This window comes from Enterobacter cloacae complex sp. P14RS, from assembly GCF_014895895.1.
Classification (GTDB): domain Bacteria; phylum Pseudomonadota; class Gammaproteobacteria; order Enterobacterales; family Enterobacteriaceae; genus Enterobacter; species Enterobacter bugandensis.
Window position 1 is genome coordinate 31,142 of record NZ_JADBQM010000001.1, and the last position, 12,086, is coordinate 43,227.

General features: G+C 55.1%; 12 protein-coding genes. 9 read left to right on the forward strand and 3 right to left on the reverse strand.

Annotated elements, in window-relative coordinates:
• Window position 1 precedes the first annotated feature (1 nt).
• Genes nqrE through nqrM form a run of 3 tightly spaced genes read left to right on the forward strand, consistent with a single transcriptional unit; the run spans window position 2 to window position 2,035 of the window.
• Entirely contained in the window at window positions 2-598 is a 597-nt protein-coding gene (gene nqrE / locus IM295_RS00170) for an NADH:ubiquinone reductase (Na(+)-transporting) subunit E (protein WP_003863217.1), read from the forward strand.
• Between the two features lie 10 nt (window positions 599-608).
• A complete protein-coding gene (gene nqrF, locus IM295_RS00175; RefSeq protein ID WP_045259789.1) occupies window positions 609-1,832 on the forward strand; it encodes an NADH:ubiquinone reductase (Na(+)-transporting) subunit F in 1,224 nt (407 codons plus the stop codon).
• A 2-nt stretch (window positions 1,833-1,834) separates the two neighbouring features.
• Window positions 1,835-2,035, forward strand: a complete 201-nt coding sequence (gene nqrM, locus IM295_RS00180) for a (Na+)-NQR maturation NqrM (RefSeq protein ID WP_041911135.1) — start codon at window positions 1,835-1,837, stop codon at window positions 2,033-2,035.
• A 30-nt stretch (window positions 2,036-2,065) separates the two neighbouring features.
• On the opposite strand, the gene IM295_RS00185 is transcribed toward nqrM, so the two are convergent.
• Window positions 2,066-2,929: a glycerophosphodiester phosphodiesterase family protein gene (locus tag IM295_RS00185; protein ID WP_193066053.1), complete on the reverse strand. Its 864-nt coding sequence runs from the start codon at window positions 2,927-2,929 to the stop codon at window positions 2,066-2,068.
• 158 nt (window positions 2,930-3,087) lie between these two features.
• Between IM295_RS00185 and dinB the strand changes: the two genes are divergently transcribed.
• The gene (dinB, locus tag IM295_RS00190) at window positions 3,088-4,146 is read left to right on the forward strand and encodes a DNA polymerase IV (protein ID WP_193066054.1); all 1,059 of its coding nucleotides are present in this window, start codon (window positions 3,088-3,090) and stop codon (window positions 4,144-4,146) included.
• A 55-nt stretch (window positions 4,147-4,201) separates the two neighbouring features.
• On the opposite strand, the gene pepD is transcribed toward dinB, so the two are convergent.
• A complete protein-coding gene (gene pepD / locus IM295_RS00195) occupies window positions 4,202-5,659 on the reverse strand; it encodes a cytosol nonspecific dipeptidase (RefSeq protein WP_045630671.1) in 1,458 nt (485 codons plus the stop codon).
• 260 nt (window positions 5,660-5,919) lie between these two features.
• Here pepD and gpt point away from each other — a divergent pair, with 260 nt between their 5' ends.
• From gpt to crl, 3 genes are all read left to right on the forward strand, one after another.
• Window positions 5,920-6,378, forward strand: coding sequence for a xanthine phosphoribosyltransferase (gpt, locus tag IM295_RS00200; RefSeq protein WP_003863205.1), 459 nt, complete (start codon window positions 5,920-5,922; stop codon window positions 6,376-6,378).
• Between the two features lie 104 nt (window positions 6,379-6,482).
• A complete protein-coding gene (gene frsA, locus IM295_RS00205; RefSeq protein ID WP_028012084.1) occupies window positions 6,483-7,727 on the forward strand; it encodes an esterase FrsA in 1,245 nt (414 codons plus the stop codon).
• Window positions 7,728-7,784: 57 nt separating this feature from the next.
• A complete protein-coding gene (crl, locus tag IM295_RS00210; protein WP_008500249.1) occupies window positions 7,785-8,186 on the forward strand; it encodes a sigma factor-binding protein Crl in 402 nt (133 codons plus the stop codon).
• A gap of 111 nt (window positions 8,187-8,297) precedes the next feature.
• Here the strand turns inward: crl and phoE are convergent, their stop codons facing one another.
• Entirely contained in the window at window positions 8,298-9,350 is a 1,053-nt protein-coding gene (phoE, locus tag IM295_RS00215; RefSeq protein ID WP_193066055.1) for a phosphoporin PhoE, read from the reverse strand.
• A gap of 305 nt (window positions 9,351-9,655) precedes the next feature.
• Here phoE and proB point away from each other — a divergent pair, with 305 nt between their 5' ends.
• Together proB and proA are read left to right on the forward strand one after the other, a co-directional pair.
• The gene (gene proB / locus IM295_RS00220; protein ID WP_014882684.1) at window positions 9,656-10,759 is read left to right on the forward strand and encodes a glutamate 5-kinase; all 1,104 of its coding nucleotides are present in this window, start codon (window positions 9,656-9,658) and stop codon (window positions 10,757-10,759) included.
• Window positions 10,760-10,770: 11 nt separating this feature from the next.
• Window positions 10,771-12,024: a glutamate-5-semialdehyde dehydrogenase gene (proA, locus tag IM295_RS00225; protein ID WP_193066056.1), complete on the forward strand. Its 1,254-nt coding sequence runs from the start codon at window positions 10,771-10,773 to the stop codon at window positions 12,022-12,024.
• Window positions 12,025-12,086: the final 62 nt, after the last annotated feature.

Consider the following 12,086-nt stretch of genomic DNA (forward strand, 5'->3'; position numbering starts at 1 on the left):
AATGGCTCATTACCTGAGTTTATTTGTGCGCGCGGTGTTTGTTGAAAACATGGCGCTCGCCTTCTTCCTGGGCATGTGTACGTTCCTTGCCGTCTCTAAAAAGGTCTCGACGGCATTTGGCCTGGGCGTGGCGGTCACCGTTGTGCTGGGGCTTTCGGTTCCGATTAACAACCTGGTGTTCAACTTCGTGCTGCGGGACGGCGCGCTGGTGGAAGGCGTCGATCTTAGCTTCCTGAACTTCATCACCTTCATCGGGGTGATTGCGGCGCTGGTACAAATCCTGGAGATGATCCTCGATAAGTATTTCCCGTCGCTGTACAACGCGCTGGGGATCTTCCTGCCGCTGATCGCGGTGAACTGCGCCATCTTCGGTGGCGTCTCGTTTATGGTTCAGCGCGATTACAACTTCAGTGAATCGGTGGTGTACGGCTTCGGTTCCGGTATCGGCTGGATGCTGGCGATTGTCACTATGGCGGGGATCCGTGAAAAAATGAAATATGCCAACGTGCCTGCGGGGCTGCGTGGCTTAGGGATCACCTTTATCACCACCGGCCTGATGGCGTTGGGCTTTATGTCCTTCTCCGGTGTGCAGCTATAAGGGTTAACAGATGGAAATTATTCTTGGCGTGGTGATGTTCACGCTGATAGTACTGGTGCTGTCAGGGCTGATTCTGGCGGCGCGCGCAAAGCTGGTTAATTCCGGGGATGTGATCATTGATATCAATGACGATCCGCAGAACCAGATCCGCACTCCGGCAGGGGACAAATTGCTTAATACGCTCTCGGGCAACGGGATTTTTGTCTCGTCAGCCTGCGGTGGAGGCGGCTCATGCGGGCAGTGCCGTGTGACGGTGAAAGAGGGGGGCGGTGATATTCTGCCTACTGAACTGTCGCATATCACGAAGCGCGAAGCGAAAGAGGGGTGCCGCCTGGCGTGCCAGGTCGCGGTGCGTCAGAACATGAAGATTGAGCTGCCGGAAGAGATTTTCGGCGTGAAAAAATGGGAGTGCGAGGTTATCTCGAACGATAACAAAGCCACGTTCATTAAAGAGCTCAAGCTGCGTGTCCCTGAAGGGGAGAGCGTCCCGTTCCGTGCAGGTGGGTATATCCAGATTGAGTGTCCGGCGCACACCGTGGCCTATGCGGACTTCGACGTGCCCGATGAGTACCGGGCCGACTGGGATAAATTTAATCTCTTCCGCTTTGTTTCCGAGGTAAAAGAGCCCGCGCTGCGCGCCTATTCCATGGCTAACTACCCGGAAGAGAAGGGCATTATCATGCTCAACGTGCGTATCGCCACGCCGCCGCCAAACGTGCCTGACGCGCCGCCTGGCGTGATGTCGTCGTATATCTGGTCCCTTAAGCCAGGCGACAAGGTGACGATCTCCGGTCCGTTCGGCGAGTTTTTTGCTAAAGATACCGACGCCGAAATGGTCTTTATCGGCGGCGGTGCGGGTATGGCCCCTATGCGCTCGCACATCTTTGATCAGCTCAAGCGTCTCGGCAGCAAGCGTAAAATCAGCTTCTGGTACGGTGCGCGCTCGCTGCGCGAAATGTTCTACGACGATGAGTTTGAACAGCTGGCGCGTGAGAATCCGAACTTTACCTTCCACGTGGCGCTCTCCGATCCGCAGCCGGAAGATAACTGGACGGGCTATACGGGCTTCATCCACAACGTGCTGTATGAAAACTACCTCAAACAGCACCCGGCACCGGAAGACTGCGAGTTCTATATGTGTGGTCCGCCAATGATGAACGCCGCCGTGATCAAGATGCTCAAAGATCTCGGCGTGGAAGATGAAAACATCCTCCTTGATGATTTCGGAGGCTGATTATGTTGACCTTTCTGGCAACCTTTGCGGTGTTTTTGCTGGTGGTGTTCGGTATGTCTTTAGGCTGGATCATCAAGCGTAAAAGCATTCAGGGCAGCTGTGGAGGTATCTCTTCCATCGGAATGGAAAAGGTGTGCGACTGCCCCGAACCGTGCGATGCGCGTAAAAAGCGCATGGCCCGGGACCAGCAGAGGATCATCTAGGAAAAGGCCGCTTCGTGCGGCCTTTGTCATTTATTTTGCCCAGCTTTTGGCTTTGGCTGGTGAGTCCACAAGAACCCCTTCGGCACCCAGTGTTTTCGCCTTCTGGTAATCCTCTTCAGAGTTCACGCCGATAAAAATCAGATGGGCATTGCCCTGAGAGCGGAAGCAGTCAGCGGCCTCTTTGTCCCAAGTTAATGTTGCAGGAGAGACACCTTCGCCTAAGGTGAATTTCTCGACCACTTCTACTTTTCGGTTTAACTCAAGCCCATACCAGTAATCGTCCATTTTTTGTGAAGGAGGCAGGCATTCATGGCTCAACGAAATCGTGGCCAGGCGCGTGCGGGTTTCGCTGCGCGTGACAAAGCGGGGGATTTCGACAGGCAATGCTTCCATATAGCGATCTTCGGTTGAATAAACGCGAACGCGATTCAGGCTGTTGGTCTCTTTCAATACGTTAAGCAGCGCGTTGCCCATGGTCGCCGGATCGGCATCCGGCGATTTGATGTCAATGAAAAAACGCGTATCTGGCCAGGCGCTCAGCACCGACTTCAGCGTCGGTATCGGGGAATTAAGCAGGCTTTCCGGCAGGCCCTTATCTTTCCACTTCACGCTGGCATCCGCTTTTGCCAGTTCTTCAGCGGTATACTGTGACACCTTTCCCTGCAGATTGGTTAACGCTTTAAGATCGGCAGGTCGATAGAGAACCGGTATGCCATCCCGACTTAACTGCACGGTTATCCAGACGATATCTGCTTTGTTTTCGAGGGCGAGCTTAATGGCTGGCAGGGTATTTTCAGGTGCATCCGCAGTCCCGCCCCGGTGGGCAACGATCGCAGCGCTAGCAGATGCAGCACTCGCCAGAAACAGTAACGAAATCGGGAGAATTTTCTTCATGAATAATTCCGCTCCATTGAGTTTCTAAATGTATGTATATAAAGGCTTTATTACGAATGTTTGTAACACGTTTATATGACAATCGTGAGTAAGGAAAATAGCTGACGCATTTTTTGCCTTTTGTTATACTGTATATAAATACATGTGTGGTGTGACCGATGCGCAAAATAATCCATGTCGATATGGACTGCTTTTTTGCCGCAGTGGAGATGCGTGACAACCCGGCGCTGCGGGATATTCCCATCGCCATTGGCGGCAGCCGCGTTCAGCGCGGTGTGATCAGCACCGCCAACTATCCTGCACGCAAATTTGGCGTGCGCAGCGCCATGCCGACGGCGATGGCGCTGAAACTGTGTCCGCACCTTACTCTTTTGCCAGGGCGCTTTGACGCCTATAAAGAAGCCTCAAACCATATACGCGAAATCTTCTCCCGCTACACCTCACTGATTGAACCGCTTTCGCTGGACGAAGCCTATCTGGACGTCACCGACAGCCTGCACTGTCACGGCTCCGCTACCCTGATGGCGCAGGAGATCCGCCAGACCATTTTCAACGAGCTGAATCTCACCGCGTCGGCAGGTGTCGCGCCGGTAAAATTTCTCGCCAAAATTGCTTCCGATTTAAATAAACCCAACGGCCAGTACGTCATCACCCCTGAAGAGGTCCCGGCGTTTTTAAAAACGCTGCCGCTTGGCAAAATCCCCGGCGTAGGCAAAGTCTCCGCCGCGAAGCTGGAAAGTATGGGGTTACGCACCTGCGAAGACGTGCAGCGAAGCGACCTGGCTATGCTGCTCAAGCGCTTTGGGAAGTTTGGCCGCGTGCTGTGGGAGCGCAGTCAGGGCATTGACGACCGCGATGTAAACAACGAACGGCTTCGTAAATCGGTCGGGGTTGAGCGCACGCTGAGCGAAGACATCCATGACTGGTCGGAATGCGAAACCATTATTACGGAACAGCTCTATCCAGAGCTGGAGCGACGCCTGATCAAAGTAAAGCCTGATTTACTGATTGCCCGACAGGGCATCAAGCTGAAATTTAACGACTTTCAGCAGACGACGCAGGAGCACGTCTGGCCGCGCCTGAACAAAGAAGATCTTATCGCAACGGCGAAAAAGGCGTGGGAAGAACGACGAGGCGGACGAGGGGTGAGGCTGGTGGGACTGCACGTCACGCTGCTGGATCCACTGCTGGAGCGTCAGCTGGTTTTGGGATTGTAGATTACACTCATCGTAGGCCCGGCAAGCGTAGCGCCGCCGGGCAACAGACGACAAATTACTTCGCAGGGATCGCCTTCAGCAGTTCCGTCAACAGCGTCCAGTAATGGCCGACGCTTTCAATATGAACCTGCTCATCCGGCGAGTGTGGACCGGTAATGGTTGGCCCGATGGAAACCATGTCCATGTCCGGATACGGCTTCTTAAACAGACCACATTCCAGACCCGCGTGGATCACCTGGATGTTCGGGGTGCTGTTGAACAGACGCTGATAAGTTTCACGCACCAGCGCCATCACCGGAGAGCTTGCATCCGGCTGCCAGCCAGGGTAGCTGCCTTTGGCGGAGGTTTTCGCGCCCGCCAGCGCACCCAGAGATTCCAGCATGCTTACTACATACTCTTTACCGCTGTCGATCAGGGAGCGGATCAGGCAGATAATTTCCGCGCTGTCGTCGCTCATGGTCACCACGCCCACGTTCAGAGAGGTTTCCACAACGCCTTTCGCCACGTCAGAATTGCGAATCACGCCGTTTGGCGTCGCGTTCAGCAGCTGAACGAAGCTATCGCGAGACTGCGCGGTCAGGGCGGCTTTATCCGTAGACACGGATTCCAGCACCACGGTCAGGTTCTTCTCTTTCGCCGACAGTTCGTTTTTCAGGATATCCAGGTAGACGCTGGAGAGTTTTTTCAGCTCGTCCGCTTTCGCCGCTGGCACCGCCACGGTGGCAAAGGCTTCGCGTGGGATCGCGTTGCGCAGGGTGCCGCCGTTGAAGTCCACCAGACGCAGGTCCAGCTCGGCCGCGTGGCCCGCCAGGAAGCGTGCCAGCAGTTTGTTGGCGTTACCCAGGCCCAGGTGAATATCACCGCCGGAGTGGCCGCCTTTCAGCCCTTTCAGCGTCAGCTTGAAGGTCTGGAAGCCCGCAGGAATCGCTTCGCGTGACAGCGGCAGGGTGGAGATGAAATCAATCCCGCCCGCGCAGCCCATGTAGATCTCACCTTCTTCTTCGGAGTCGGTGTTGATCAGGATATCTGCCTGCAGCCAGTTCGCCTGCAGACCGAACGCGCCGTCCATGCCCGCTTCTTCGGTCATGGTCAGCAGCACTTCCAGTGGACCGTGTTCAACGCTGTCGTCAGCCAGCACCGCCAGCGCAGAGGCCATACCGATGCCGTTGTCCGCGCCCAGGGTGGTGCCGCGCGCTTTTACCCAGTCGCCATCGATGTACGGCTGGATTGGGTCTTTAGTGAAGTCGTGAACGGTGTCGTTGTTTTTCTGTGGCACCATGTCCAGGTGCGCCTGCAGTACAACCGGTTTACGGTTTTCCATGCCTGCGGTAGCCGGTTTGCGGATCAGAATGTTGCCAACCTGGTCGCGCTCTGCGTGCAGACCTTTTTCCTTCGCCCAACCCATAATATGTTCGGCAAGCTGTTCTTCATGGTAGGAAGGGTGTGGAATGGAGCAAATTTTGGCAAAAATATCCCACAGCGGCTGCGGAGATAATTGAGACAGTTCAGACACGATAAGTCTCCTTGTCGAGGCGCTGCAAACAGGGTTGCAGGCCACAGGGTTAGCAGGTTAATAGTTACCACAAGACAGGCTTGCGAGATGCAACTGAGAATACCACTTTCTCTGCTGGCTGGTAGCATAAAGCATGTAAAAACTCAGGCAGGGAGCGCTAAACACTGGTTTTTAGTGCGCCAGATCTCTATAATCTCGCGCAACCTATTTCCCCCTCGAACACTTTTTAAGCCGTATAAAAACAGGCTGGGACACTTCACATGAGCGAAAAATACGTCGTCACCTGGGACATGTTGCAGATTCACGCACGCAAACTGGCTGCGCGTCTGATGCCTTCCGAACAGTGGAAAGGCATTATTGCCGTCAGCCGTGGCGGTCTGGTACCGGGGGCGCTGCTGGCACGTGAGCTGGGTATTCGTCATGTCGATACCGTCTGCATCTCCAGCTATGACCATGATAACCAGCGTGAGCTGAAAGTGCTGAAACGCGCTGAAGGCGACGGTGAAGGCTTCATCGTTATCGACGATCTGGTGGATACCGGCGGTACAGCGGTCGCAATTCGCGAAATGTACCCGAAAGCGCACTTCGTCACTATCTTTGCGAAGCCTGCTGGCCGTCCGCTGGTCGACGATTACGTGATTGATATCCCGCAGGATACCTGGATTGAACAGCCGTGGGATATGGGCGTGGTCTTCGTACCGCCTATTTCAGGCCGTTAATACCAGTACGTAACTTTACACGCCCGGCTATGCCGGGCGTTGTTCTTTTTGGCCTGCCACGCGTTACAATGGGCACTATATGACGTATCCATGGAGGCAACGCAATGACGCAGGCAAATCTCACCGAGACGCTTTTCAAACCCCGTTTCAAACACCCTGAAACGTCGACGCTGGTCCGTCGGTTTAATCCGGGAACCATGCCTGCCGTCCAGTCTGCGTTAGACGGTAAAAACGTGCCCCACTGGTATCGCATGATTAACCGCCTGATGTGGATCTGGCGCGGTATCGATCCCCGTGAAATCCTCGACGTGCAGGCGCGTATCGTAATGAGCGAGTCGGAGCGTACTGACAGCGAGCTCTACGACACGGTGGTGGGCTACCGGGGCGGGAACTGGATCTACGAATGGTCTAAACAGGCGATGCTCTGGCAGCAAAAAGCCAGCCAGGAAGAGGATGCCACGCGAAGCGGCAAGCACTGGCTGCATGCGGCCAACCTCTACGCCATCGCCGCCTATCCGCATTTGAAAGGGGATGAGCTGGCCGAGCAGGCTCAGGCGCTGGCGAATCGTGCCTATGAGGAAGCTGCTCAACGTCTGCCGGGTCAGATGCGCGAGCTTGAGTTCGCCGTTCCGGGCGGTGCGCCCGTCACCGGGTTCCTGCACATGCCTGAAGGCGACGGCCCGTTCCCGACCGTGCTAATGTGCGGCGGGCTGGACTCCCTGCAAATCGACTATTACAGCCTGTATGAGCGCTACTTCGCACCAAAAGGGATCGCGATGCTGACGCTCGATATGCCTTCTATTGGATTCTCATCGAAGTGGAAGTTAACGCAGGATTCGAGCCTGCTGCACCAGCATGCGCTTAAAGCGCTGGAAAATGTTCCGTGGGTTGACCACACCCGCGTCGCGGCGTTCGGCTTCCGTTTTGGTGCCAACGTTGCGGTGCGTCTGGCTTACCTTGAATCTTCACGTCTGAAGGCCGTCGCCTGCCTGGGCCCGGTGGTTCACGCCCTGCTCAGCGATCCTGCCCGTCAGGGCAGCGTGCCGGAGATGTATCTGGACGTCCTTGCCAGTCGACTTGGCATGCATGATGCCTCAGACGAAGCGCTGCGCGTCGAACTCAATCGCTACTCGTTAAAAACGCAAGGGTTGCTTGGACGCCGCTGCCCGACGCCGATGCTGTCCGGTTTCTGGAAAAACGATCCGTTCAGCCCGGAAGAAGAGTCGCGCTTAATCACTTCGTCATCTGCGGATGGCAAATTGCTTGAGGTGCCGTTCAGCCCGGTGTATCAGAATTTTGACAAAGCCTTGAAAGAGATCACGCGCTGGATCGCCCAGAGAGTGTGTTAATAGATTGCTAAATTTCGCTGGTTTGGTAAAACAGTGGCTTCACAAAAGGAGATCGCAATGACGTTACCGAGTGGACACCCGAAAAGTAGGCTGATTAAGAAATTTATGGCTCTCGGCCCGTATATTCGAGAAGAGCAGTGTGAAGAGAATCGCTTTTTTTTCGACTGCCTGGCTGTATGCGTCAACGTGAAGCCTGCACCCGAAAAACGTGAATTCTGGGGCTGGTGGATGGAAATGGAAGCAGAGGAGAAACGTTTTACGTATAGCTATCAGTTTGGCCTGTTTAATAAAGACGGCAACTGGCAGGCCACGACCATCAAAGATCAGGAAGTGATCGATCGCCTGGAATACACCCTGAAAGAGTTCCACGACAAAGCGAGCGCGCTGCTGGCCACCCTGGACCTTAAGTTCGAGCCAGCGGATGACTTTTCCAGCGAAGCGGTGAAGCTGACCGCGTAATGGTTTTTCCCTCTTCCTTTGGAAGAGGGCCGGGGTGAGGGCAGGAGACCGCATTTACCCTGGGCAAAAAAATCCCGGCTTGTATGCCGGGATTTTCTTATTAGGATAATCTTAGAACTGATACGTCACACCCAGCGCAACGATATCATCGCTGCTCACGCCCAGCTTATTATCGTCGTCAATCTGGTTGATTTTATAATCAACAAACGCGGACATGTTTTTGTTGAAGTAATACGCGGCGCCCACGTCAATATATTTCACGATATCTTCGTCGCCAATGCCTTCGATATCCTTACCTTTGGACTGTACATAACCCACGGATGGGCGCAGACCAAAGTCAAACTGATATTGTGCAACCACTTCGAAGTTTTGCGCTTTATTTGCAAAACCACCGGAGATAGGGGCCATATTGCGGGTTTCAGAATAAATAGTGGCCAGGTAAATATCGTTCGCGTCGTATTTCAGACCGGTTGCCCAGCCCTCGGCTTTTTTACCTTCACCGCGCGCCTGCAGGTTCTGCGCGTTGGTGCGATCGGAGCTGGCATAAGCACCAATGACGGAGAAATCGCTGCCGCCGAAGTCATAGGCCAGAGACGTACCAAAGCCGTCACCGTTCTGCTTTTTCACGTCGCGGTTTTCGTTTTTGCCCTGGTACTGCAGGGTCATATCAAGACCGTCTACCATGCCAAAGAAGTCGGTATTGCGGTAGGTGGCCAGTCCGGAGGCACGTTTCGTCATGAAGTTGTCGGTCTGTGCCAGGCCGTCACCGCCGAACTCAGGGAACATATCGGTGTATGCCGCGACGTCATAAAGCGCGCCCAGGTTACGGCCGTAATCCAGTGAACCAAAGTCTTTCAGTTTAATACCGGCGAACGCCAGACGTGTTTTCTGCGAGGAGTCGCTTTCAGCTTTGTTACCTGCGAATTCAGCTTCCCAACGGCCATAGCCCGTCAGCTGATCGTTAATCTGGGTTTCGCCTTTAAAACCGAAACGAACGTAAGTCTGGTCACCATCTTTGGTGTCATCATCACTGATATAGTGCATAGCTTTCACTTTGCCGTACACGTCCAGTTTATTACCGTTTTTATTATAAACTTCTGCTGCGTGAACAGATGCGGAAGCCACCACGCCCATAACCACTAATGCCAGAGTGCTCTTTTTCATTTTCGATCCTGTCTTATAAACGCGCTTTAAAAATTCGCTGGACGATAAGCTGATGCTTAAGTCCCGTGAAAAAACAGGAAGGGTTTTATCGTTCTGGAATGAAACTTTTATGACAAACTAAGAATAATTTTAAAAAACTGTGATTTATTATTACGGTAATAAATTTGTCAAATTCTGCCGCTACGCTTCCTGATCCCGCGCAACAAAGTGCCTGGTGATGCACTAAGGCAGTTGGCAACCGGGCTGACTCCTGTTAAAACGTTCGTTCGACATTACTTTCCCTTATCGTTGAACGGCAGAGAATCATGAGTGACAGCCAGACGCTGGTGGTAAAACTCGGTACCAGTGTGTTAACAGGCGGATCGCGCCGCCTAAATCGCGCCCACATTGTTGAGCTTGTACGCCAGTGCGCTCAGCTGCATGCCGCAGGGCACCGTATTGTGATTGTGACCTCCGGGGCGATTGCCGCCGGGCGTGAACACCTGGGTTATCCCGAACTCCCCGCGACGATCGCCTCTAAACAGCTGCTGGCCGCCGTGGGACAAAGCCGACTCATTCAACTCTGGGAACAGCTGTTCTCTATCTACGGTATTCACGTCGGGCAGATGCTGCTGACGCGTGCGGATATGGAAGACCGGGAGCGCTTCCTGAACGCCCGCGATACCCTGCGCGCACTGCTGGACAACAATATTGTTCCCGTTATCAACGAAAACGATGCCGTTGCCACCGCTGAAATAAAAGTGGGCGATAACGATAACCTCTCTGCGCTGGCCGCCATTCTGGCCGGGGCCGATAAACTCCTGCTTCTGACCGATCAGCAGGGGCTGTTCACCGCCGACCCGCGCTCCAACCCGGAAGCCGAGCTGATTACCGATGTTCATGGTATCGACGATGCGCTGCGCGCCATCGCCGGTGACAGCGTGTCCGGCCTCGGAACGGGCGGGATGGGGACCAAGCTGCAGGCCGCCGACGTGGCGTGCCGCGCCGGTATCGACACCATCATTGCCGCGGGCAGCCGCCCTGGCGTGATTGGCGACGTGATGGAAGGCATTTCCGTCGGCACCCGCTTCCACGCCCAGGAATCCCCGCTGGAGAACCGCAAGCGCTGGATCTTTGGCGCGCCGCCTGCCGGTGAACTCACCGTTGATGAAGGGGCAACTGCGGCGATTCTGGAACGAGGGAGTTCATTGCTTCCTAAAGGAATTAAAAGCGTGACAGGCAACTTCTCCCGTGGTGAAGTGATCCGCATCCGTAACCTGGAAGGTCGCGACATCGCGCATGGCGTAAGCCGCTATAACAGCGATGCCCTGCGCCGCATTGCGGGCCACCACTCGCAGCAGATCGACGCTATTCTGGGCTATGAATATGGCCCGGTTGCCGTGCATCGCGATGACATGATTATTCGTTAAGGAGCCAGAACATGCTGGAACAAATGGGCGCAGCCGCGAAGGCCGCCTCTTACAAACTGGCGCTCCTTTCCAGCCGCGAGAAAAACCGCGTGCTGGAAAAAATCGCTGATTATCTGGAAGCACAGTCTCAGGACATTTTGCTTGCCAACGAGCAGGATCTGCTGGAAGCGCGTCGAAACGGCCTGAGCGAAGCGATGCTCGACCGCCTGGCGCTGAACCCGGCTCGTCTTAAAAGTATCGCCGACGATGTTCGTCAGGTTTGTAATCTGGCCGACCCGGTAGGGCAGGTGATTGACGGTGGGCTGCTCGACAGCGGTTTACGTCTGGAGCGTCGCCGCGTGCCGCTCGGCGTCATCGGCGTGATTTATGAAGCCCGTCCAAACGTGACGGTTGACGTCGCTTCCCTGTGCCTGAAAACCGGTAATGCCGCAATTCTGCGCGGTGGGAAAGAGACCTGGCGCACCAACGCCGCGACGGTGAAAGTCATCCAGCAGGCGCTGGAAGAGTGCGGCTTGCCGGCGGGGGCCGTGCAGGCGATTGAGAGCCCTGACCGCGCGCTGGTCAACGAGATGCTGCGCATGGACAAATACATCGACATGCTGATCCCACGCGGTGGCGCGGGCCTGCACAAGCTGTGCCGTGAGCAGTCGACCATTCCGGTCATCACGGGCGGCATCGGCGTATGCCATATCGTGGTGGACGACAGCGCCGAAATTGAGCCTGCGCTGAAGATTATCGTCAACGCCAAAACCCAGCGTCCAAGCACCTGTAACACCGTGGAAACGCTGCTGGTGCACCAGGGGATTGCGAGCGCTTTCCTGCCTGCTCTGAGCAAGCAGATGGTGGAGAGCGGGGTGACGCTGCACGCTGATACCAATGCTCTCGCGCTGCTCCAGGGTGGCCCGGCTAGCGTGGTTCCCGTAAAAGCGGAGCAGTACGACGACGAGTTCCTGTCGCTGGATCTGAACGTGAAGGTGGTTGCGGATCTCGACGACGCTATTGCGCACATTCGTGAACACGGCACGCAGCATTCTGACGCGATCCTGACGCGTACGCTGCGCAATGCCGATCGCTTTGTGAATGAAGTGGATTCCTCTGCGGTATATGTGAACGCCTCCACCCGTTTCACGGACGGTGGCCAGTTCGGACTTGGCGCAGAAGTGGCGGTCAGCACGCAGAAACTGCACGCGCGCGGTCCGATGGGCCTTGAAGCGCTGACCACCTATAAGTGGATCGGCTTCGGTGACGATACGATTCGTGCGTAAATAGTCAAGGGTGATGCAAAAATAGCCGTTTGATTCAAAAGGGCATTGACGCATCACCCGGT